Source organism: Actinomadura sp. 6N118 (assembly GCF_044326415.1).
Taxonomy (GTDB): Bacteria; Actinomycetota; Actinomycetes; order Streptosporangiales; family Streptosporangiaceae; genus Spirillospora.
This window is the reverse complement of record NZ_JBIRAZ010000013.1, coordinates 47,449-70,332: the sequence shown is the minus strand read 5'-3', so window position 1 is coordinate 70,332 and position 22,884 is coordinate 47,449. Positions and strand designations below refer to the sequence as shown.

Here is a 22,884-nt window from a genome sequence, read left to right as displayed (position 1 = left end):
TCGATTCATGCCGCTGAGATCGACGCCGATTCCAGGAAAGCGGTCACGCTGCCATGACACCCCCTACTGCTTTCAAGATCACCAGAAGGTCCACAGCCGTCGTCGCCGCCGCCGCGCTCGCCGCGACGTTCGCCGTGGCCTCCACCCCCCGCGCCGCGTCCGCCGCCTGTACCCCGGACGCCCGCGACCTGCTGATGACCTACCAGCCGGCCGACCACACCGTCACCGACGCCAGCTACTTCCTGGCGCGGCTGACCCTCGCCAACGGCGACCGCCGGTGCTCGCTGGCCGGCGGATGGACGATGTACTTCAGCTCCGTCCGCCAGCCCGCCGCCGTCCTCACCGGCGCCGCGGGCGACATCGCGCGCAAGCAGCTCGCCGACCAGGGCCTGTCGGTGGCCCGTGCGGACCGGGCCCAGAGCGGCGACTTCTACGCGCTCAAGCCGACGGGCACGTTCACGCCGGTGGCGACCGGCGAACGCCGTAAGATCGACATGAACATCGAGCTCTGGGCGACCCACAAGTCGGACGGGCCAGGCGGGTGGAGCATCGCGTACGGCGACGGCAAGCCCCGGTGGGTGCCGTCCAAGACCCTGCTCGATCCCGCCGACCCGAAGCAGACCAAAGCCTTCTCCGGCGACGTGCGCCCTGTGCAGTCCGCGGCCACCCGATTCGCCGAGAACACCTCCGGCAGGCGGCAGTTGACGCTCCAGCAGCGGATCCTCCCGCAGCCCCTGTCCGCGACAGCCACCGGCGGCACCGTGCGGATCGGCGGTTCTTCGCCCATCAGCGCCGCGGCGGCCCTGCGCGGTGAGGCGGGATACCTGAAGTCGGCGCTGCGCGACGTGGCCACGGGCGGCGGCGCGCCCATCTCGCTGCGCCTCGACCCGAAGCTGGACGTCGACCGCGACGGCAAGGCTGACCCCGAGGGCTACACCCTCACCAGCTCCGGCAAGGGCGTGGACATCGCCGGCACCGATCGCGCCGGCGTGCTCTACGGCATCCAGACTCTGCGGCAGCTGATCCCCGCCGCCGCATACAAGACCGGCGGCGCGGGCACGGTCGCCGTCCCGCGGGCGTCGGTCGCCGACGCGCCGCTGTTCGGCTACCGCGGCCTGCACATCGACGTGGCCAGGCACTTCGAGACCAAGGAGACCATCAAGAAGTTCCTGGACCTGATGGCCTTCACCAAGATGAACCGGCTGCATTTCGGCGTGACCAACGACGAGGGCTGGCGGGTCGAGATCCCCGGACTGCCCGAACTCACCGGCTTCGGCTCGAAACGGGCGCTGGACCTGCCCGAGAAGAACGCGCTGCACCAGGGATTCGGCTCGGTGAACGACCTCGGCGGCGGTGACGGCGTCGGCGGCAAGCCCGGCGGCGAGACCGAGGCGAACCTGGGTCGCACACCCGCGTACCAGAGCTTCGAGCAGTCGATGTCCAACTTCGTCGGCAAGGGCACCGGCCACTACTCGGCGCGGGACTTCAAGGAGATCCTCGCGTACGCCACCGAGCGTCACATCGAGGTCGTGCCCGAGTTCAACTTCCCCGCGCACGCCCGCGCGGCCGTGCAGTCGATGGAGCGGCGCTACCAGCGCACCAAGGACGACACGTACCGCCTGCTCGACCCGGCCGACACCTCGCAGCACGTCAGCGTGCAGTACTACAACGACAACCTCGCCAACCCGTGCATCCCAAACACCTACGCGTTCCTCACCAAAGTCATGACCGAGGTCGGGAAGATGTACGCGGACGCCAAGGCTCCGCTCAACCGGATCCACCTCGGCGGCGACGAGCCCCCCGGGCCGCCCACCGGCTGGTGGTCGGGCTCGCCCGCCTGCCAGAAGAACCCCGAGACGGCGGGCAAGAGCGGCGAGCAGCTCGCGGACCTGTTCTTCACCAAGTGGAACGGCATCGCGCAGAAGGTCGCCAAGACCACGGCGGGCTGGGAGGACGTCACCGACCCGGCCCGTGACCTGCGGCTGAAGAACTTCGCGCCGCTCCCCTGGCAGAACGTCTGGGGCTGGGGCCGTGAGGACTGGGCCTACAGGTTCGCCAACGAGGGCACGCCGGTGATCCTCGCGCACGCGACGAACCTCTACATGGACCTGGCCTACAACAAGGACCCGGACGAGCCCGGCTATTACTGGGCCGCCTATGTGGACGAGAAGAGCACGTTCACCTACCAGCCGTTCAACGTGTATGCGAACGCGACCGAGACGCGATGGGGCGGCCCGGTCACTCCCGACCCGAACTGGGTGAAGCTCACCGAGACCGGCAAGAAGAACATCCTCGGACTCGAAGCCCAGCTGTGGGCCGAGAACGGCAAGACCCCCGAGCTCCGCGAGTACCAGGCGTTCCCCAAGCTCCTCGGCGTGGCCGAGCGGGCCTGGAACCGCAGGACCCCCGGCACCGCCGAGATGCCTGCGGCGTGGGACGTCTTCAACAACACTCTCGGGCAGTCCACTTTCCCGCTGCTGTCGTCCTACAAGCCGGTCGGCCTGCGCGGCGAGGGCGTGAACTACCGCGTCCCGCTGCCCGGCGCGAAGATCTCCGGCGGCACGCTCACCGCCAACGTCCGCAACCCCGGGCTGGCGATCGAGTACTCCACCGACGGCGTGCGCTGGCGGCCGTACAACGGCCCGGTCAGTGCCGGCTCGGCCGTGCTGACCCGGACGCGAACCGCCGACGGCCGTACGAGCCGCATCTCGCCGGTGGGCGTGCCCGTCTGGCAGGGCGGCACCGCCTACCAGGCGGGCTCCCTGGTGACCCACCAGGGAGAGATCTTCACGGCGAAGGCCCGCACCACCGGCCAGGCCCCGGACCTCTCGCCCCGGTCATGGCGCCTCCTCCAGTGATCGAGTGACCGGATAGAGAGAAATGAAGAGAGGCCGGGCCCCTGCCCCCACCGGGTGGCCCGGCCTCTCCGCGCCGGTAAGAGTCGTTAAAGATCCCTCCAACGCGGCCTTGGCCGGGCACCCCGCCGGGAATCATCGCCGGAGCGGGGCAGGACCCCCGCGGCGCCATGAGTCTCGGGGGGAAGCAGGTGCGTACCAGGGCGGCCGTCATCTGCACGGCGGTGCTCGCGGGCACCATGCTCACGAACACCGTGCTCACGGGCACCATGCTGGCGGTACCGGTGGCATGGGCCGACGACCTCGAGATCGACCCGGGAACGGCGCGGGCAGGCGACACGATCACGGTGTCAGGCGGCTGCAGGGACAACGACACGTTCGTCAGCGTCTCGGGTCCGGCGAGCGGCAGGGGCGCGGTCAGTACGGGCTACTTCAGCATTCAGGCGAGGGTGAAGAAGGTGGAGCCAGGCCGGTACACGCTCATTTCCAAGTGCATCCCGTCCGGCTACCCCCAGACCGGCCGCATCCAGATCGAGAAGCACAAGTCGAGGGACCGCGAGCGCAAGCCGGACGGCTGGGTCAAGACCGGCGGAGGCGGGACCCAGCGACCCGGACCTCCTTGGACGGGGCTGGGGCTGGCCATGTTCGCGGGCGCGATGGGGATCGGCGGCGTGGCACTGCTCCGGTCCAGGGCACGTGGGCGAGAGTAACGGCGGCTACCTGATCGCCGTCGGCCTGGCGGTGTTCGGCGCCGTGGCCGTGGGCCAGGGCGTGAAGGAGCCGGGCGGGCAGCCGGACTACCGCGGCCAGGGCGGGCCACGGGCGATCTGGAACATCCCGGACGGCCCGGAGCTTCCGGCGTCGCCGCCGGAGCGGCTGGAGATCCCGGAGATCGGCGTGGACGCGCCGGTGATGCGGCTGGACAAGAAGCAGGACGGGACCGTGCAGGTCCCGCCGTTCGAGCGCTCGGGTCACGCAGGCTGGTACCAGCGCGGGCCCGCGCCGGGCAGCCGGGGCTCGGCGGTGGTGCTGGGCCATTACGACGACCTGGACGGCGCGGCGGTCTTCTACGAGCTCCATACGCTCAGGCCGGGCGCGCGGATCAGGGTGCTCCGCCGCGACGGGAGCAAGGCGCTGTTCCGGGTGGACGCCGTCGAGCAGATCCACAAGTGGGAGTTCCCGCGCGACCGCGTCTACGGGGACGTCCGCTATGCGGGTCTGCGCCTGGTGACGTGCGGCGGCGCCTACGACAAGAAGGAGCGCTCGTACCGCGACAACGTCATCGTCTACGCCCATCTCGCCGGCGGCAGGTGATCACGGGAGCATCCGCAGCAGATCCCATTCGTTCTCGGCGACCCGGCGTCCCAGCGCGGCCAGCTCGACCGAGCGCTCGCCGCCGCTGAGGTGCCGCTGGGCCTGCATGACACAGATGATCGCCCAGCGTGCCACGCCGAACATCTCCCACCATCGCAGCGCCACGCGGTCCACCTCGGCGCCACCGGCCTTCTCGTACGCCTCGATCAGCTGGTCGTACGTCCCGAACCCGCCGACCGGGGGCTCGGCCCCGAACCGCCAGGCCTTCACGCACAGCCAGCCAAGGTCTTCCAGCGGATCGCCCAGGTGGGCCAGCTCCCAGTCGAGCACCGCCCTGATGCCGTCGGGGCCGACGATCAGGTTGCCGTTGCGGAAGTCGCCGTGGACCACGACCGACCGGTGTGCGGGCGGGCGGTTGCGGGTCAGCCAGCGCAACGCGAACTCGAGCGCGGGATGCGGCTCGCCGATGGCGTCCAAGACCGCCTGCCAAGCCTCCAGCTGGTCGGCCTGCTCCAGTTGCGGAACGCGGGCGACGGGGATGCGGTGGATCGCCGAGAGGACCTCGCCGCACTGACCTGCCAGCAGGGGCCGCACGTCCGCCAGGGCGGGGTCGCGGAGGATCCTGCGCGGGATCGTCTCGCCCTCCACCCGTTCCATCACCACGAACTCGGCGCCGAGCGCGCTGCCCGCGTCCCCGGCGGCGATCACCTCGGGACTGGGCACTCCGGCCGCGCCCGCCTCACTCATCAGTGCGGCCTCCTGCGACAGCGGCCCACCTGCCATCGCGCCCTGGGTGGCGAGCCGGAGGATCAGCGGGTGAGCCTCGCCTGTCTCAGTGACGGCCTCGAATCCGCAGGTCACACGGGAGGCACCGCCACTGCCCCGGCGCAGCCCGCGAACCTGGACACTGGCGCCGTAGCGCTCGGCGAGCACATCGGCGAGCGGGCCGGCCAGCCGCTCCAGCTCCATCCCGGGCCTCCTCCCGATCAGAAAATAAGTGATCGCTTTCCCATCCTGGCAGCGATCGGCCGTACCGGCGCATGTGACCTACGTCATACAACCGTCTCCGCGACCGGCGTGGTCCCCGGGATGTGAACAGAGCCACGGTCGACCTCACGGTGGTCATCCCCGTCTACAACGAGCAGGCCCGGCTGCCCGCGACCCTCGCCGCACTGCGGGACCACCTGGGCGCATGCCCGGTGAGCTGGGAGCTGATCGTCGTCGACGACGGGTCCACCGACGGCACCCGGCGGCTGGTCGGGGCCGCCGCGCGCCGGGACCCGCGGATCCGGCTGCTGGGCACCCCGGACAACCGCGGGAAGGGGCACGCGGTGCGGACCGGAGTGCTGTCCTCCGCCGGCCGGCTCGTGCTGCTGAGCGACGCCGACCTGGCGACGCCCATCGCGGAGCTCGCCCGGCTCCTCGGTGCACTCCGCCCTGGCTACGGCGCCGCCATCGGCTCCCGCCCGCGCGGGCGGAGGCATCCGTTGCGGGAACTCCCCGCGCGCCTCGGCGGCGCCCTGATCCGCCTGCTGGTCGCCCCCGGGATCACCGACACCCAGTGCGGCTTCAAGCTCTTCGACGGCGCCAAGGCCCGCGCGGCCTTCCTGGACGCCGTGATCGACGGCTGGGCGTTCGACGTGGAGATCCTCTGCCTGTTCGCGAAGGCGGGATGGCCCGTCGCCGAGGTGCCGGTGGAATGGAGCCACCGCCCGGGGTCGAAGTTCCGGCCGCTGGACTATTTGCGGATCGTCGCGGAGATCGTCCGCATCCGGCGGTCGCATGGCCGCCCACGCCCCGCTGTGACGGCGCCGGTCCCGCTGCGGGCGGCCGCGTGATCGACCGCATGATCGGACCGGCCGCCGTGATGGCGGGCTATGTGGCGGGGGCCTTCGCGCTGTTCTGGCGGCTGTGGGCCGACGTTGACCGGCGCTACCTCGTCGACGGCGGCCAGGACCAGAACCAGTGGGAGTGGTTCTTCGCGGTGACCGCACGGGCGGTGATCCGCTTGGACGACCCGCTGTTCACCACTCTGCAGAACCATCCCGACGGCGTGAACCTCATGGCCAACACCGTCATGCTCGGGCTCTCCATCCCGTTGGCGCCGGTGACGTTGGTGTTCGGCCCCTCCGTGACGTGGGCGCTGGTGCTGACGCTCGGCCTGGCCGGAACGGCGGCCGCGTGGTACCGGCTCGTACGCCGCCACCTGCACGGCTCCCAAGCGGCGGCGGGGGTGGCGGGCGGTTTCTGCGCCTTCGCGCCGCCGATGGTCTCGCATGCCAACGCCCATCCGAACTTCGTCGTCCTGTTCGTGATCCCGTTCATCATCGGGCGGCTCGTCCGCCTCACCCGGGACGGCCGCGTCCTGCGCGACGGCGCCGTGCTCGGCGGACTTGGCGCCTACCAGATCTATCTCGGCGAGGAACCGCTCCTGCTGACCGCGATCGGCCTCGCGTTCTTCGCAGCCGCTTACGCCGTCCTGCGGCCGGACGCGGTGCACGCGGCGGCCGGGCGGCTGGCGGGCGGCCTGGGGGTGGCCGCGCTGGTCTCCGTGCCGCTCGTCGCGTACCCGCTGACCCGGCAGTTCTTTGGGCGGCAAAGCTACGACGGGCTCGTCCACGGGCCGTGGGGCAATGACGTCCTCCAGTTCACCGCGTTCGCCCGCCAGTCGCTGGCCGGGCACACGGCCGAGCCGGGCCCGCTCGCCGCCAGCCCCACCGAGCAGAACGCGTTCTTCGGCCTGCCGCTGGTGATCCTCGTCGCCGTGCTTCTGATCTGGCTGCGCCACCTCGTGGTGGCCCGGGCCCTCGGTGTCGTCCTGGCGGCCGCCGTCCTGCTGTCGCTGGGGCCGGAGATCATCCTTGACGGGCGTCCCACGGGCATCCCGGGCCCCTGGCTGCCGGCGGCCCGGCTGCCGCTGCTCGAATCGGTGATCGAGTCGAGGCTCGCGATGATCTGCGTGCCGGCGATCGGGCTGCTGCTGGCGCTCGCGATCGACCGCGTCCGGTCTTTCACGCCTGAGCGGTGGACAAGTGCGGCCTGCTGTGTGGTGCTCGCCCAGGCGCTGGTGCCGATCGCACCCAAGCCGCTGGCGGCGAGCGACCGGCCCGAGACGCCGCGCTTCTTCACAGACGGGACATGGCGGCGGTACGTGAGTGAGGGGCGGACCCTCGTGCCAGTGCCTCCGCCGAACGGAGGCGACGCCTCGGCGCTGCACTGGCAGGCGAAGGCCGGGTTCGGTTTCACGCTGCCCGAGGGTTACTTCGTAGGCCCGTACGGCCCGCAGCGGGAAGGCGTGTACGGGGCTCCTCCCCGGCCCACATCGGTCCTGCTGCGCCAGGCCCGCGACGACAAGGCCGTCCCGGTCGTAGGCGACGCTGAGCGCGCGGCGCTCCGGGCCGATCTCGCCTACTGGCGGGCGGACGCCGTCGTCCTCGGGCCGCATCAGCAGTGGAAGGTGCTGTACGAGACGCTCCAGTTGCTGCTCGGACCGGGCCGGTTCGAGAACGGCGTCTGGGTGTGGGACGTGCGGCCGATCACACGCGAGACGGCGAGGTGACCCGGTATGGCGATGGAACATCCGATCTTCGTGCCGCCCGAGCGCGTCTCATGGAACGGCGAGGGCGAGGAGAGGCGGCGGAGGGCCGGTTTGCGGGCGAATATGCGGGCGGAGGACGAGCGGCAGTACGTGGAGTACGTGACCGGCGCGCTGCCGGGGCTGCGCCGGATCGCCCACCTGCTCTGCCGGGACCCGCACCGCGCCGACGACATCGTGCAGACGGCCCTCACGCGCCTGTACGTGCACTGGCGGCGGGCCCGGTCAGCCGACGATCTCGACGCCTACGTCCGTACGATCCTGGTGCGGTCGTTCCTGAACGAGCAGCGCCTCGGCTGGGCGCGCGTGCGGCTCACCGGTGGCCCGCGGGACATGCCGGCCGTGCAGGCTGCGGCCGGACCGGATATCGAAACCCGGACGGTGGTGCACACGGCCTTGGAGAGGGTCCCGCCGAAGCAGCGGGCCGTGCTGGTGCTGCGGTTCCTGTGCGACCTGCCGGTGGCCGAGGTGGCGAGAGTCCTCGGCTGCTCGGAGGGCAATGTCAAGAGCCAGACATCCCACGGGCTGGCCAGGCTGCGCACGCTGCTGGGCGACCAGATCCCCGGCACTCTGGGAAGGGAGGAGCCGCGATGAGCGAGAACGATCACCAACGCGAGGCGGAGGCCGCAGCCGAGGCCGAGCGGTTGCTCGGCGCGCTCCGGGACTTCGCGCCGCAGGGCCTCGACACCGTCGATCCGGCGCGGGCCGTGCGGACGGGGCGGCGGAAGGTCCGCGTCCGTCGCGCGGCGGGTTCTGCTGCCGGGGCCCTGGCGGTCATCGTGATCGTGCTCGTCTCCACCCTGCTCGGGCGGGCGGGCTTCGGCACCGATCCCGGCCCGGAGCCCGGCCCGGCCGGGCCGCCGGGCGAACGGTTCGATGACCGGCGGCAGGAGTTCCGGGTGGGTTCAGGGGGCGGCTTCACTCCGGCTTCGTACGAGCCCGGTGCCTTCGTCCAGCGGATCGTGCTGCGCCCGGAGGTACCGAACGGGCCGTTGCGCGGCGCCGACGGGCTCGTGCTGATGTATCCCAAGGGCCACCTGCCAGACGGCCTCGCCGGTGGTGAGCCCCAAGGCCCGGCCGTCGAAGCCGTGCACGGCCGCCGGGCGGTCCGGCTGGCTCCGGCGCTGCTCCGCCCCGGCGCGGTGGAGTTGGCGTGGGAGTGGAAGCCCGGCGCGTGGGGTTTCGTGTCCCTCAAGGGCCCCGGAGTGACCGAGGTCCGGGCCCGGCACGTCGCTGAGAGCGTCCTCCCGGCGGCCTGAGCACACGATCCCCCTCGGGGGTCGTCATTCGCTGAACAGTTCCAGGACGTGGGGGGACGACGCGGTGGCGGCCGGCAGGCCGCCCAGGATGAGGTCGGCGAGGCTGTCCACCACGGTCTCGCGCGGCACCTCGTCGGCGTGGTCGAGCCACCAGTCCCCGGCGGTCTGCACCATGCCGACGACCGCGTGGGCCCACACGTAGGCGCGGGTGCGGTCCGTCAGCGCGCTCTCGGCGATCATGACCTCGGCCAGCTCCCGGCTGAGCCCCCGGATCATGGTGCTCATCGCGCCGTGCGTGGCGGCGTCCTCGGCGCTGGCCCGGTGCATGAGGAACCGGTAGAGGTTCAGGTTGGCCGAGATCGTCGACAGATAGGTGTCGATCGTCGAACGGGTGCGGGCCCGGATCGAGGTCGCCCGGGAGAACTCCTCCTGCACGCCCTCGATCAGCTTGCGGGTGTGCCGCTCGGCCAGCGCCTGGTAGAGGCCGCTCTTGTCGCCGAAGTGCCGGTAGAGGATGGGCTTGCTGATCCCCGCCTCGGCGGCGATGGAGGCCATCGACGCCCCCGGTCCTTCGCGCTGGATGACCTGGTCGGCCGCCTCCAGCAGGGCACGCCGCCGTCCCCGTAGTCGTCATGGTGAGAACCGTACGCCATGACGGAGCCGAGATCGTCACGATGGTGGCCGCTGCGATCAGAGTCACTGACGTGATGTCCAATACGGTCCGGTGCCGCCTCCGGGCGGGGGCGGCACCGGAGTTCGGGTCAGCCTGCCGGGAAGTCGTCCGGGGTCATGGTGCGCTCCCGCACCCAGACCCCGGCGGGCTTCAGCGGCCCGGTCCCCGTCCAGGGACCGTTCGGGCACGTGCCGCCCTTGAAGACGGCGCCGGACCGGGAGTCATCGGAGTAGTTCCAGTTCGTCCAGCTGATCTTCTTGCTCGCCATCAGGTCGAGGTACTGCTGCGACCGGGTGAAGTTGTTGCCGCCGTCACCCGAGGCCGTCTGCGTGCCGAACTCGGTCACGAAGATCGGCAGTCGGTCCGCCGCCCGCGACAGGGTGCTCAGGTACTCCGAGCCGTGCGAGGCCGCGTAGAAGTGGAAGGTGTACATGATGTTGGACGCGTTCACCGGGCTGTTGACGATCTCGGTCTCGCTGGCCCCGTCGGACACGCCGAGCGACGACCACGCGCGGGTGCCGACCAGGATCGGGGTGTCGGAGTCGTTCTGGCGGATGACCGGGATGAGGTTCTCGGCGTAGCTCTTGATCCTCGCCCAGCTCACCCCGTTCGGCTCATTGGCGATCTCGTAGAGAAGGTTGTTCTTGCCGTTGTGCCGCTGGGCGATCTCGGTGAAGAACGTCTTGGCCCTGGCGAGGTTGTGGTGGGGGTCGCCGGGGCTGAGCATGTGCCAGTCGACGATCGCGTACATGCCGCGCGAGGTGGCCTGTTCGATGAGGTTGTGCACCCGGTCGGTGAACAGGCGCGGGTTGGTCTCGTACCCGCCCTCCTGGATGTACATCGAGATCCGCAGGACGTCGGCCTTCCAGTCCTGCGCCAGCGCGTTGAGCGAGCCGGTGCTGAGGCACTGGTGGTACCACTGGAGCCCGTGGCTGCTCATGCCGCGCAGCTGGATCGGCTGGCCGTGCTGGTTGCACAGCTTGGTCCCGCAGACCTTGAGCTGTCCGTTGGCCTGGACGGGCGTGCCGGGGTTCGGTGTCCCACCCATGTCGACGTCGAGGTAGTCGAGGTTGGGCCCGCCGGTGCTGGTGGTGGCGGTCAGCCGGATGGTGTTGGCGCCCGCGTTGACCGCAGCGGTGAGGGTGGAGGTGGCCCAGGTGGTCCAGGCGCCGGTGCCGCCGAACGCCCGGCCCGCCGACACCACCGTTCCGTTCACGGCGACGTCCATTGGGCGGTTCGCCGTCGTCCCATTGGCATACCGGATCGCGAGGTCGGCGTTTCCGGCCGACGCGGCGTTCACCGTCCATTCCACGTAGCTGCCGGTCGCGTTGGTGCCGTTGACGAATCCGCTCCCTGAGTAGCCGGCGTGGTTGGACTCCACCGCCCCTTGGGAGACGGTGGCGTTCTCCGCCTCGTACCGCGCCGGGGCGCCGGCGGCGTCCGGGACTCGCATGGGCGCCAGCAGTGCCACCGTTGCGAGAACGGCGGTCAGGCGCGCGATCGCTCGCCTTCTCATGATCCGACCTCCAGGGTGTCGAGGTAGTCAAGGTTCGGCAGGCCGCCCGTACCGGTGGCGGTGAGACGGATCGTGTTGGCGCCCGCGTTCAGGTTCACCGTCACCGTGGCGGTGCGCCAGAGGCTCCACGCACCCGTGGGGGTGAACGGGACCGTGCCGGTGGCCGTCCCGTTCACGCTCAGGGAGGCGGGCCTGTCGGCGGTGCCCGCGTTGGCGTAGTCGAAGGCGAGCGTGTGCCGTCCGGTTTGCGTCGCGTTCACCGTGAACTGGGCGTAGCTGCCGGTGGCGTTGGGGGTGTTGACGAATCCCGTGCCTGAGTAGCCGGAGTGGTTGCGGTCGACGGTGCTGCCGCTGACGAACGTGGCGTCCTCGGCTTCGTACCGCTTCGACGTGCCGTCTCGGGATACGCGGTAGAGCACGGTGCCGTGGCCGGGCACGGAGGCGCTGATGGCTCCGGTGCTCGTCCGCGTCGACTTCGTCCATAGATCCTTGAGCGTGTACGAGGCCGAGCCGCCGAGCCCGATCGCGGCCGCCGTCGTGCCGATCGTCGCCGTAGCGGTGGTCTCATTGGAGAGGGCCACGGCGCGATCACCGTTCGCCAGGACCTTGCTGTAGACCACGTGGCCGCCGGAGGCGCTGACGACGGTGGCCTGGCGGCCGAGCTTGTCCTGGTCGACCGCGATGACGTCGGTGTTCTTGAGGATCGTGAACGTGTCCTCGGAAACCTCACGCAGATCGGATCCGATCAGCAGCGGGGCGGCCATGACGGCCCAAAGGCTGAAGTGGGTGCGGTACTCGGCCGGGGTCATACCGCCGTTGCCGACCTCCAGCATGTCGGGGTCGTTCCAGTGCCCCGGCCCGGCGTACCGCGTCAGGCTGCGGTTGGCCTGGGCCTTGCCGATCATGCTGGTCCAGTTGTCGCTGATGTCGCCTGTCGTACGCCAGAGGTTGCCGACGTCCTTGCCCCACTCCCAGACGCGCGGCGGGCCGGTCCTCCCCCACTCGCAGATGGAGTAGACGATGGGGCGGCCGGTGTTGGCGAGAGCGTCGCGCATGCGGGTGTAGCGCAACTGCGCGTCTACGCCCTGGTTATTGCAGTTGTCGTATTTCAGGTAGTCGACGCCCCAGCTCGCGAAGAGATTGGCGTCTCGCTGCTCGTTGTTGAGGCCGCCGGGAAACCCGCCCGCGCCGTTGCAGGTCTTGGTGCCCGCCGAGGTGTAGATGCCGAACTTGAGTCCCTTGGAGTGCACGTAGTCGGCGACGGCCTTGATGCCGTTCGGGAACCGCGTCCGGTGGGGCACGAGGTTGCCGTTCGCGTCACGCTGGGGCTCCGCCCAGCAGTCGTCGATGTTGACGTACTCGTAGCCGACATCCTTGAGCCCTCGCGAGACGAAGATGTCCGCGATCGACTTGACCATCGCCTCGTTGAAGTCCGGTCTGCAGGCGGTGGTGTTCCAGTTGTTGAACCCCATCGGGGGTGTTCGGGCGAGGCCGTTCTCCAAGGCGATCGCCGACTGGGCCGGCGCGCCGTACGCGCTGGCCCTTCCTGTCGTGACCACACCGGAGGCGGCCAGCAGGGTGAGAGCGGTCAGGGCCGCGGATGTTCTCCGGGCATGGGTTTTCCAGGCACAGGGCACGGCGGCCTCCTGGTGGGGGATCAGGCGGGCAGTGTCAGGCGGGGCAGGTGTCAGCCGGGCAGGGCGAGATGGTCGAGGTTGGGTCCGCCGTTGGCCGTCGTAGCGGTCGCCCTGATGGTGTTGGCGCCCGCGTTGAGCGGAACGGTGATGCTCGTGGTCGTCCAGTTCGGCCAGGAGCCGGTGCCCGGGAACGCGAGCTCGTCGGAAGCGAGGACGCCGTTGACGGTGATGTCCATCGGCCGGTTGACCGTCGTGCCGTTCGCGAAGCGGAAAGTGAGCGGCATAGTGCCTGCCTGCGCCGCGTTCACGGTGAACTCCACGTAGGAGCCCGCGACATTGGTGTAGTTGACGAAGCCAGCGCCGGTGAATCCGGCGTGGTTGGACTCCACCACGCCTTGCGAAATCGTCGCGTTCTCGGCCTCGAACCGGTTGCCGGGCGCCGGGGTGCACTCCTGGGTGGAGCCGCCGGCCGTGCTGGTCCGGAGCGTCCCGCCGCCGGTGTTGGAGCTGTCGGCGACGCAGTAGCCGGTGATGGACTGGAACCCCATGTCGAAGGGGCTGTTGCTGCCGCGTTCGGCCGTGAAGCGCTCGAACGAGACGCCGCTGCCGGTGTTGGCTATCACCGCCGGACGGCAGTCGTTGCTCGCGAACTGGACGGAGCTGTCCACGAACCTGATGTCGTGGGCGTTGTGGATGTACCAGCCGTACGCGGGCCGGGTTCCGATGCTCACCGGGTTGTAGTTGTTCGGGTCGTTGCTGGGCACGCCGGTGCCCATGCAGCCGTTCCCACCCGGGACGGTGAGGTCGACGTTGGTGAACGTGACGTCGCGGATCCGGTTGTTCGCGCCCGACTCGCCCCACAGCGTCGCGGTGAAGTTGTTGCTGCTCTGACCGGACGAGGTGACGTTCTCGTAGGTGATGTTCTGGATGCGCCCGACGCCGGGGCCGTCCCCGCATCGCCTGCGGGTGCCGACCTTCTGCATGATCGCGCCGCGCACGTTCGTCATGGTGATGTCCTTGTAGTGGACGTCGGAGATCGTCGTCCCGTCCATCGACACCATGCCGAGACCCGACTTGTTCGAGCCGTTGATCGTGATCCGCTCGAACCGGTAGTCGGTGAAGTCGCCGCAGGTCTCCGAGCCGAACATCAGCGCGTTGCAACATCCCGCCGAGAGCCGGGAGTCGGTGACCGTGGCGTGGCCGTTGTCGTACGTCCGGCCCAGCGCCCAGTCGCTCTTGAAGGCCAGCGCGTCGTCGTCGGCCTCAATGTCGGCGTTGGTGATGGTGACGTTCTGGGCGTTGATGACGTTCCAGCCGTCCCGGTCGCTGGCGGTGTCGACGCGCAGCCGGTCTGAGGAGATGTTGTTGCAGGCGTTGGTGAGCATGGCGAAGTGCCCGCCGCGGCGCAGCGTGATGCCGTTGACGTTCAACCCCTCGCAGCGGGTCAGCGAGATGATCTTGTCGGCCTCGCCGGAGTCCGGGTTGCCGGTGATGAGGTGGCCGCCGCCGTCGATGGTGCCCGAGCCGGCGAAGCACAGGTTGGACAGCCGGTCGCCCCAGATCATCGCGTTGTGGAAGTGGCTGTGGCCGTAGTCCTGGTACTCGTCGTTCGGGTTCGGCTCGGGCGGGTCGTAGTCGTCGTTGGGCGAGCCGAGGATGGTCGAGCCGCTGTCCAGCTGGATCGTGATGTTGCTCTTCATGTGGATGGAATTCGCGGACCGGTAGGTCCCCGCCGGGAACTGCACGACCCCGCCGCCGGCGGCCGACGCGGCGTCGATGGCCCGGTTGATGGCGCCTGTGTCATTGGTCGAGCCGTTGCCGGTCGCGCCGTAGCTCCGCACGCTGTAGGGCCCGCCGGACGGACACGTGATCGGCGCCCGCGCGGAGGCAGCGGGCGCGGCCGAGGCGGTGGCCACCTCGGTCACGGTGATGGCGAGGACGGCTGCCGCGACGAGTGCGACGAGAGCCGTCAGGGGTGGGATGCGGTAGCTGCGCATGGGGGTCACTCGCCTCATCCGATGGTGATCTTGTCGAGGTTGGGCCCGCCGTTGGCGGTGGTGGCGGTGGCCCTGATCGTGTTGGCCCCGGCGTTGAGCGGAACCGTGATGGTGGTCGTGGCCCAGGAGGTCCAGGCGCCCGTTCCCGCGAAGGAACGCGCGGCCGACACCACGGCGCCGTTCACGACGATGTCCATCGGCCGGTCCGTGGTGGTGCCGTTGGCGTAGCGCAATGTCAGCGTGGTGTTGCCCGCCTGGGCGGCGTTGACGGTGAACTCCACGTAGGAGCCCGCGACATTGGTGTAGTTGACGAAGCCGGTGCCGGTGAATCCGGCGTGGTTGGACTCGACCACACCCTGCGAGATCGTCGCGTCCTCCGCCTGGTGGTCGCCGGGGCCGCCCGGACCACCGTTCCCGGCGTACGCCGTGCCGATCCACGCCTCGTCGACCCGCAGACGCGCGACGCCGTGGCTGTTGACCTTCTCGACCCGCACATGCCGGGCGGTGGTGACAGGCAGGTCGATGATCTGCATGCCACGGTGGTTGGGCAGCGTGCCCGTCTTGATCGGGCTGCCCCAGTCGCTGCCGTCGTCGCTGACGTAGACCCGGTAGTCGCGGATGCGGGCCGAGCCCGATGCGGGGTGCGTCGTGGAGTCCTCGCGCTGGTTGATGCCGACGTACCGCACCTGCTTGGCCGAGCCGAGGTCGAAACGCAACGACACCGGCTGCGCCGATGTGGCGTCCCAGTAGGTCAGGTAGTCACCGTCGGCCGCGTGCGAGGCGGGGTGACCGCTCGCCGAGGCGCTCGCGCTCATGGTGTAGGAGGAACGCGGCAGGATCCCCTCGCGCCCGGCCGTGACCACCTTGAACACCGTGTCGTACTGGTCCCAGCTCGACACGCCGCTGAGCGTCAGCGTTCCGCCTGACTGGCCGAAGCTCACCGGGGCGCCGGTCCTCAGGTCGGTCACCGCGGCGACCTTGTAGCCGTTGTCGCGGATCCGCAAGGTGCTTCCGGACGGCCGGGTGATCACGTGTACGTAGTGCAGGTCCGCGTCGGTCTTGCTGATCGTCGTGACGCCGTGCGCGCCGTCGTTCCAGAAGCCGGGCTTGAGACCGCCGTACATGTAACCGCCGCCCTCGGTGCCCTGCAGCGACTCCCAGATGTCCTCCAGGTAGGTGTTGGCGAAGTTGTTGAAGGCCTCCTGCGCGGGCGGCATCCGGCCCGCCTTCATCGGCGTCTCCGCCATCAGCGCCTTGACCGACGATCCCGCGTTGGTGATGAGGCGGCCGAACGTCAGCCGGCGGTCCACCGCGTTGTCCGAGCCCGTGTACCACCACGCGCCGCTGGTGGGCAGTTTGAAGTCCGCCTCGATCAGCCGTGGCGCCGCGGTGTAGACGGCCTGCGGGTAGTCGTACGACGGCGTCATCCCGGTCTTCTGCTCGTTGCTGATCATGTCCATGATCGGCGTGTCCTCGTTGTTGTTGCTGAGCGTGAAGTGGGGCCGGTCGCGCCGGATCCGTTCGTACAGGCCGTTGCGCTCCCAGTAGGCGTTGTCGTTGTCGATCCAGAACCCCGCCAGCTCCGGATAGCGCTGCATGACCTCCACGAAGTTGTCGTAGGAGAACTCGCCGAACCCGTCACGGGTGTGCAGGTCGACGCTGCGGCCCTTGTACGAGGAGTAGGCGGAGGAGTTGAGCCAGCTCTGCCCCGAGCCCAGGCCCTCGTTCCACCACTGCGGGTCGTCGGTCATGTAGAGGATGACCCGCAGCCCCTGTCCGTTGGCCGCCGTGATGAGCTCACCGAGGAAGTCCCGGCCGGTCCGGCAACTGCCGGGGATCGCCGACGGCCAGGGCCGCGCGTAGCCGAGCCTGCTGTGGAACGTGGCGAGCACGATGTACTGCGTGTGCAGCTTCTTGGCCTCGTTCACCCAGTACGAGGGATTCCAGCCACCGTTGGTCACGGCCGCCTCCCAGGCGCTGCAGCTGGTGTGCGCAGGCGCAGTGCGCATGCCCCAGTGCAGGAACAGGCCGCCGACGGAACCGCGCAGGAACGCCTGGCGCGGATGTTGCAGTTCGGCGTTCGCGGGCGGCGCCGCGGTCACGGCGAGCACCGCCGTGACCGCGGCGAGCATCGCGAGCACCCTGAGGGAGAGGCGTCGCATGGCTGGCTTCTCTCTGGCACGTCAGCCGACGTTCGACCGGAAGAGCCGGTCAGCCGTGCCGTTGCCGTTGTTGTCGGAGTTGGTCGTGCCGAACCAGAGGGCGTTGGCCCCGGGCACCTTCTCCACCGCGCGCAGGCGGCCGTACGTCCCGTTCCAGTACGAGTTGACCGAGACGACGTTCGGGCCGTCGAGGACGATCCGCCACATGCGCTGGCCTCGCAGGGCCGCCATGAACAGCGCGCCGTTCACGTAGGCGATGCCGCTGGGCGACGCCGAGGAGACCGACCAGGTCCGCTTCGGGTTGGTCATCCCCGCGGTGCCGCACTCGCCCTCGCAGGTCGGCCAGCCGTAGTTCTTGCCGGGCTCGATCAGGTTGAGCTCGTCGACGGAGGAGTTGCCGAGCTCGGAGGACCAGAGCCGTCCCGCCGCGTCCCAGGTGATCCCCTGCGGGTTGCGGTGGCCGTAGCTGTAGACGCGGCTGCCGAACGGGTTGCCCGGGGCCGCCGCCCCGGACTTGGTCACGCGCAGGATCTTCCCGTTGAGGGAGTTGCGGTCCTGCGCCAGGCTCCCCTGCTGCGAGTCTCCCGTGGCCGCGTACAGCTGGCCGTCCGGGCCGAACTTGATCCGTCCGCCGTTGTGGTAGCGGTTCTTGCGGATCCCGGTCACGATCGCGGTGTAGGCGCTGAGCGCCGAGCCGTTGAAGCTCATCTTCGCGATGCGGTTGCCGTCGGAGGAGGTGTGCATGAAGAACACCTCGTTGTCACTCGTGCCGTTCCAGGTGGGTGAGAACGCGACGCCCATGAGGCCGCCCTCGCCGTCGGTGGTTTGGCTGTTGGGCACGGTGCCGACCTGGGTCTTGCCTGACCCGTCCTTGTTGATCTTGAAGACCCGGAAGGTGTCCCGCTCGGTGACCAGGGCGAACGAGCCGTCCGGTGACCAGGAGATGTCCCACGGAATGTCCCAGCCGCCCGAGACCTGGGCGGGCGTGCCCGGGGTGTTGCCGCAGCCGCTCGTGGTGAACGAGACCACGTTGCTCTTGGCCGAGGTGTTGCCCGCGGCGTCGCGGGCGACCACGTGCAGCCGGTAGGCGGTGCCGCAGGCGAGCACGGTCACGTTCCGGCTGGTCGCGGGCGGGTTGCCGGTGACCTGGTCGACGACCGCGTTGTTGTCGTCGGCGCGGATCTGGTACGCGGTGACCCCGACGTTATCGGTCGACGCGGTCCAGCTGAGGCTGACGCTCGTCGAGCCGACGTTGGAGCTCGTGAGGCCGGCCGGCGCGGTCGGCGCCTGCGTCTCCCCCGGCTTGGTCCTGCAGGTCACCTCGGGACTGCTGGCCGAGACGTTGCCTGCGGCGTCCCGGGCGAAGACCGAGATCGTGTACGTGGTGTTGGCGGTCAGACCGGTGACGGTGTACGGCGGGCCGGGCGGGTTCGGGGCCTCGGCGATCTTCTGGCCGAGGTTGTAGATGTCGTAGGCGACCACGCCGGCGTTGTCCGTGGAAGGGGGCCAGCTCAGCTTGATCGTCGTTTCGCCGATGTCGGCGTCGGTGCAGACCGGCTGGCCGGGCGCGGTGGGCAGCTCGGTGTCGACGGGGGCGCCGACGCGCAGCCGGTCGAGGTTGGGGCCGCCGGTGGCCGTCGTGCCGGTCGCCTTCACCGTGTTGGCGCCCGCCCTGAGCGTGGCGTTGACGGAGATCTCCTGCCAGTTCGTCCAGGCCGAGGTGCCCGGGAACGACTGGCTCGCCACGACGGTCGTGCCGTTGACGGCGACGGACACCGGCCGGTCGGTCGTGGTGCCGTTGGCATACCGGAACGTCAGCGACGCCGGCCCGGCGCTCGCGGCGTTCACCGCGAACTCCACCGACGAACCGGCCACGTTGTCGTAGTTGACGAAGCCCGCGCCGGTGAACCCGGCGTGGTTGGACTCCACCACGCCCTGCGAGATCGTCGCGTCCTCGGCCTGGTAGTCGTTGCCCGGCGCGGCCACTTCGACGTCGAGGCAGTCGAGGTTGGGCCCGCCTGCGTCGGAGGTGGCGGTCAGCCGGATCGTGTTGGAGCCAGCCTTGACCGGAGCAGTGAGGGTGGAGGTGGCCCAGGTGGTCCACGCCCCGGTGCCGCCGAACGCCCGCGCCGCAGACACCACCGTTCCGTTCACGGCGACGTCCATCGGCCGGTTCACCGTCGTCCCGTTCGCGTACCGGATGCCCAGAGTGGCCGTCCCGGCAGAGGCCGCGTTCAGCGTCCATTCCACGTGGCTGCCGGTCGCGTTGGTGCCGTTGACGAAGCCGGTCCCCGAGTAGCCGGCGTGGTTGGCCTCGACCACCCCCTGCGAGATGGTGGCGTTCTCCGCCTCGTACCGCACGGGCGCCGCACCGGCGGGCGCCGCCGCGAGCAGCCAGGCGACGAGCACCATCGCCGTCGCCGCCGCCAGCGCCCGCGGCCGGGTCTTCCACGAAGCTCGGGGCCGCATGATCCCTCCGTTTTCCGACTGCCGGACGGGCGGGGAGCCAGACCGGAAAGGTTGGATCTATGGACCCCTGTCTTGTCATGACCGGGCACGGCTGTCAACGGATTGAAATTTCACATCGGGCCCTTGATGACCTGAAAACGCCGCATCAACAGGGAAGAGTCGGAGGGGTGACATTCGAAGTAAGTTAGAGACCTTTACAAACCAAACATCGGATGTATCTTGGTCAGCTATGACTACACGCCGGACCTTCCTCAAGGGCACCGCACTCGGCGGCGGGCTGGCCGCAGCCGGACTTCCCCTAGGCTCGCGTGCCATGGCGGCGGCACCCACCTGGCAGCTGCGCTGGTCCCCCGTTCCCAGCCGGGACGGGCTGCGCGCCTTCGAGACGATCGAGGACGACCGGGCCGACTCCCACCCCGGAGGCCAGCCGCACATCCTCGTCGAGGGTGACCACTACCGCTGGAACATGCACACGGTCGACCGCGACACGTCGACCGACCGGCAACGCCAGGAGGTCACCGGCGGGCGGAATCCCGCCGGCGGCGCGTACCTCCGGATGTTGCAAGGCGAGACCTGGCGCCTCACCTACTCGATGTTCATCCCGAACTCGCTGCGGGCCACCACCACGTTCACGCACATCATGCAGACCAAGCAGCCCGGCAGCGGCACCGCGCCGATCACGGTCACCTCGCTGCGCCGGGTGAACGGGCGGCAGACGATCGAGCACAAGGTCTTCGAACCGAACATCCTGGTGGGCCGCACCGACCTCGAGCCCCTGCACGACAAGTGGATCGACATCGAGTACGAAATGAAGATCGGCAATGGCAGCTCGGGCTCGGTCCGCTGGCTGATCCGCAGCGGCGGGACCACGGTCATCGACGCCCGGCGCACCGGCGTGGACACCTTCCTCGCCGACCGGGTCCGTCCCAAGTGGGGCATCTACCGCTCCCTCGGCGACACCTCAGGCTCCCTCCGCAACTGCCACCTGCTCATCAGGGACCTCCGCGCCTACCAGCTCACCGGGACCTGAGGGTAGGCGCGGCCCACGTCGAGGTCGCCCAAGGTCGAGGTCGCCTAAGTGGGAAGCCCCCAGGGCGGAGCTGGGGAGCTGGGCGCCACCGGCCCGATCTGGAGAGCGGGCCGGTGCCTGGCGCTGTGCACGACCACTTCTTCGCCGCGGCGCATGCCGATCTCGACGTCGCCGTTCGGCAGGACGCGCCACGGCACGCGGCGTCCCGACGCGCTGCGGACCTTGAGGGGGCCGGGGATGCCGGGGCGGAGGCGGCAGGGGGCACCGGCGAGGCTCTTCAGGCGGACGAACTCCGTACGGCCCGACCGGCGCACTGCCGACAGGAGGAAGGCGCCCTGCGTCCGGAAGTCGTGCACGGCGAGGTCCGGCCACGAGGCGGGCAGGGCCGGGAAGACGCGGATGACGTCACCCCAGCTCTGGCAGACCATGTCGTGCAGGGACTGCGCGGCCGACAGGGGCGTCTCGATGACCGGGCCGGACTCCTTGTACATGGTGTTGGGCTGAACGAAGCGGCGGAGCAACTCCGACAGGTAGAAGGCGGCGTCGTCACCGCGCGACATCTGCGCCGAGATGGACGCTGCACCCGTGAAGCTGTAGCCCTGGAGTGCCCCTTCGAAGCTGATCCAGTGCTTCAGCGAACGGTCGATGAGCTCGCGCTTGTCCGGCTGCTCCCACGTGACCTCGTACAGCGGATAGACCATGAGCAGGTGCGAGTAGTGCCGGTGCGACTTGGCGAACGGCACGCCGGCCCCGATCATGTAGCCGTTCCCGTCGACCGGGTAGCCGGCGAGCGTGGCGAGGATCTTCTTCCACTCGGGGACCAGCGGGTCGTGGGCGCCCAATGCCGCCACGGTGTCCAGGAGGGTCTGGCATCCCCACCGGATCAGGGCCAGGTCGTAGTTGCAGTCGGGCGCGTTGACGCCGTACTCCGGCGAGAAGGTGAACGGCAGGTGCAGCCGCCCGTCGGGGCCGGGAGCCAGGAAGTGCCGGTAGTAGTTCACGGCCCGGCGCAGCAGCGGGTAGAGGACGTCGCGCAGGATCGTGGCGTCCATGGTGTGGCGGTAGGACAGCCACACGTTGTGCAGCGCCCAGACCAGGTTGCCCACCTCGGGAGTGGGGGACTCCTGGCCGGGGATGCCCACCGGGAAGCCGCTGGTGCCGGTGCCGCCGCTGTTGAGCAGGGTCATGTCGGTCGTCCGCGGGATGCCCGCCGAGTCGGCCCGGTACCGCTCGTCGACCTGCTCGACCAGGTTGCGGCGGTACCTGTCGAGACTGCGGGTGACCGCGTCGAGTTCCAGGTGGTTCGAGCCGTGGATCATCCAGTATTCGAGCTGGACGTTGAGGTTCCACCAGACCGCGGGCCAGGGCGTCGGCTCCAGCCAGGGGCCGCTGGTCGCCATCACCGGCGCGTCCCGCCGCGCCGCCGAGGCGATCTTGTAGAGCTGGATCCAGTAGAAGGCCTGCGTCCGGCTGTCAGGCAGGGAGAGGAAGCTCTTGCGGTAGTAGGAGTGCCACCAGGAGCGGTGGGTGGAGGTGAGCGCGGTGAACGGGCTGCGGGCGGCGCCGCGTACCATCCGCACCGCCTCGCCCTCCGCCGTCGTCCCGGGGAACGACCAGGCCACGCCCGCGTACAGGGTGCGGCGCGGGCCGTGGCGCGACTCCTGCCAGGCGGTGACGTGCTGCCCGCCGGACAGCAGCGGCTGCACGATCACCTCCAGGTCGCCGTGCCGGGACACCGACGGGTCCGGGTTGGCGGTGTATCCCTCGGGCGGCGGCTTGTTGAAGACGGGATCCGCGCGCGGACTGATCGCCTTGGCCGGGTGGAAGGCCCAGCGGAAGCCCCGTTCACCCTCGCTCGGATAGACCTCGACGGCCAGCACTGACCGATCGTTGTGCACGATCGCGCGCAGAGTCAGGCTGCCGGCCGCCGTGGTCACGGTGCCGCGCAGCTCGGCGTTCCACAGGTCGAGCCGCCAGTCGACCGCGGTGATGGCGCCCACCGGCTCCAGCGTGAGGTAGCCGATGGGCAGCCGGGCCAGGCCGAACAGGGAGCCGAACTGCGGGCGGTGGTCCTGCACCTGGCTGTGCTGAACGTTGAACCGGATCGCGTTGGCGCCGGGCTCGGCGTAGATGCCCGAGCCGAGGAGCGCGTTGCCGAGGAAGGGCCCCTCGGACCAGGTCTGCGGAAGGCGTTTCCAGATCAGGTCTGCGTCCGCGAGGAACCGTGGCCAGTCGACATCGACGTCCACGAGGCCGTCGGCGGCGCCGTCGGCGGCTGCGGCCGTGGCCGTTCCCCCGATCAGCGTGGCGGACGCCGCGCCGGCGGCCGTGGCGCCCAAGAGCGCGCGACGTGAGAGCGGGTTTTCGGTCATGGGGA

Annotated in this window: 16 protein-coding genes; 8 read left to right on the top strand and 8 right to left on the bottom strand. The window is 69.9% G+C overall.

Features of this window, described 5'->3' with window-relative positions:
- Positions 1 to 53 precede the first annotated feature (53 nt).
- From ACH34W_RS30940 to ACH34W_RS30930, 3 genes are all read left to right on the top strand, one after another.
- Complete coding sequence (locus ACH34W_RS30940) at positions 54 to 2,858, top strand: family 20 glycosylhydrolase (protein WP_395964658.1); 2,805 nt, start codon at positions 54 to 56, stop codon at positions 2,856 to 2,858.
- A 167-nt stretch (positions 2,859 to 3,025) separates the two neighbouring features.
- The gene (locus ACH34W_RS30935) at positions 3,026 to 3,565 is read left to right on the top strand and encodes a hypothetical protein (RefSeq protein ID WP_395964657.1); all 540 of its coding nucleotides are present in this window, start codon (positions 3,026 to 3,028) and stop codon (positions 3,563 to 3,565) included.
- Positions 3,552 to 4,169 carry a class F sortase gene (locus ACH34W_RS30930; protein WP_395964656.1) on the top strand — a complete coding sequence of 206 codons (618 nt, stop codon included), beginning with the start codon at positions 3,552 to 3,554 and terminating at the stop codon, positions 4,167 to 4,169. The genes ACH34W_RS30935 and ACH34W_RS30930 overlap by 14 nt, the downstream gene beginning before the upstream one ends.
- Here ACH34W_RS30930 and ACH34W_RS30925 read toward each other — a convergent pair whose 3' ends face one another.
- The gene (locus tag ACH34W_RS30925) at positions 4,170 to 5,138 is read right to left on the bottom strand and encodes a phosphotransferase family protein (RefSeq protein ID WP_395964655.1); all 969 of its coding nucleotides are present in this window, start codon (positions 5,136 to 5,138) and stop codon (positions 4,170 to 4,172) included. It abuts the gene before it with no gap.
- A gap of 122 nt (positions 5,139 to 5,260) precedes the next feature.
- Between ACH34W_RS30925 and ACH34W_RS30920 the strand changes: the two genes are divergently transcribed.
- The 4 genes from ACH34W_RS30920 to ACH34W_RS30905 are packed head-to-tail and all read left to right on the top strand — an operon-like array spanning position 5,261 to position 9,023.
- Positions 5,261 to 6,007 carry a dolichyl-phosphate beta-glucosyltransferase gene (locus ACH34W_RS30920; protein ID WP_395964654.1) on the top strand — a complete coding sequence of 249 codons (747 nt, stop codon included), beginning with the start codon at positions 5,261 to 5,263 and terminating at the stop codon, positions 6,005 to 6,007.
- Positions 6,004 to 7,728 (top strand): hypothetical protein, encoded by a 1,725-nt coding sequence (locus tag ACH34W_RS30915; RefSeq protein ID WP_395964653.1) that lies wholly within the window; start codon positions 6,004 to 6,006, stop codon positions 7,726 to 7,728. The genes ACH34W_RS30920 and ACH34W_RS30915 overlap by 4 nt, the downstream gene beginning before the upstream one ends.
- Before the next feature lie 6 nt (positions 7,729 to 7,734).
- Positions 7,735 to 8,358: a SigE family RNA polymerase sigma factor gene (locus tag ACH34W_RS30910; protein WP_395964652.1), complete on the top strand. Its 624-nt coding sequence runs from the start codon at positions 7,735 to 7,737 to the stop codon at positions 8,356 to 8,358.
- On the top strand, positions 8,355 to 9,023 hold the full coding sequence (locus ACH34W_RS30905; protein WP_395964651.1) for a hypothetical protein: 669 nt from the start codon (positions 8,355 to 8,357) through the stop codon (positions 9,021 to 9,023). The genes ACH34W_RS30910 and ACH34W_RS30905 overlap by 4 nt, the downstream gene beginning before the upstream one ends.
- Before the next feature lie 24 nt (positions 9,024 to 9,047).
- On the opposite strand, the gene ACH34W_RS30900 is transcribed toward ACH34W_RS30905, so the two are convergent.
- From ACH34W_RS30900 to ACH34W_RS30875, 6 genes are all read right to left on the bottom strand, one after another.
- On the bottom strand, positions 9,048 to 9,626 hold the full coding sequence (locus tag ACH34W_RS30900) for a TetR family transcriptional regulator (RefSeq protein WP_395964926.1): 579 nt from the start codon (positions 9,624 to 9,626) through the stop codon (positions 9,048 to 9,050).
- 158 nt (positions 9,627 to 9,784) lie between these two features.
- Complete coding sequence (locus ACH34W_RS30895) at positions 9,785 to 11,212, bottom strand: cellulase family glycosylhydrolase (RefSeq protein WP_395964650.1); 1,428 nt, start codon at positions 11,210 to 11,212, stop codon at positions 9,785 to 9,787.
- Positions 11,209 to 12,849 (bottom strand): carbohydrate-binding protein, encoded by a 1,641-nt coding sequence (locus ACH34W_RS30890; protein ID WP_395964649.1) that lies wholly within the window; start codon positions 12,847 to 12,849, stop codon positions 11,209 to 11,211. The genes ACH34W_RS30895 and ACH34W_RS30890 overlap by 4 nt, the downstream gene beginning before the upstream one ends.
- Before the next feature lie 50 nt (positions 12,850 to 12,899).
- Positions 12,900 to 14,864, bottom strand: coding sequence for a glycosyl hydrolase family 28 protein (locus tag ACH34W_RS30885; protein WP_395964648.1), 1,965 nt, complete (start codon positions 14,862 to 14,864; stop codon positions 12,900 to 12,902).
- Complete coding sequence (locus ACH34W_RS30880; RefSeq protein ID WP_395964647.1) at positions 14,861 to 17,008, bottom strand: discoidin domain-containing protein; 2,148 nt, start codon at positions 17,006 to 17,008, stop codon at positions 14,861 to 14,863. The genes ACH34W_RS30885 and ACH34W_RS30880 overlap by 4 nt, the downstream gene beginning before the upstream one ends.
- A 21-nt stretch (positions 17,009 to 17,029) precedes the next feature.
- Positions 17,030 to 19,477 carry a PQQ-dependent sugar dehydrogenase gene (locus tag ACH34W_RS30875; protein ID WP_395964646.1) on the bottom strand — a complete coding sequence of 816 codons (2,448 nt, stop codon included), beginning with the start codon at positions 19,475 to 19,477 and terminating at the stop codon, positions 17,030 to 17,032.
- A gap of 229 nt (positions 19,478 to 19,706) precedes the next feature.
- On the opposite strand from ACH34W_RS30875, the gene ACH34W_RS30870 reads away from it, so the two are divergent.
- Positions 19,707 to 20,507, top strand: coding sequence for a twin-arginine translocation signal domain-containing protein (locus ACH34W_RS30870; RefSeq protein ID WP_395964645.1), 801 nt, complete (start codon positions 19,707 to 19,709; stop codon positions 20,505 to 20,507).
- 44 nt (positions 20,508 to 20,551) lie between these two features.
- On the opposite strand, the gene ACH34W_RS30865 is transcribed toward ACH34W_RS30870, so the two are convergent.
- Entirely contained in the window at positions 20,552 to 22,879 is a 2,328-nt protein-coding gene (locus tag ACH34W_RS30865) for a glycosyl hydrolase family 95 catalytic domain-containing protein (RefSeq protein WP_395964644.1), read from the bottom strand.
- Positions 22,880 to 22,884: the final 5 nt, after the last annotated feature.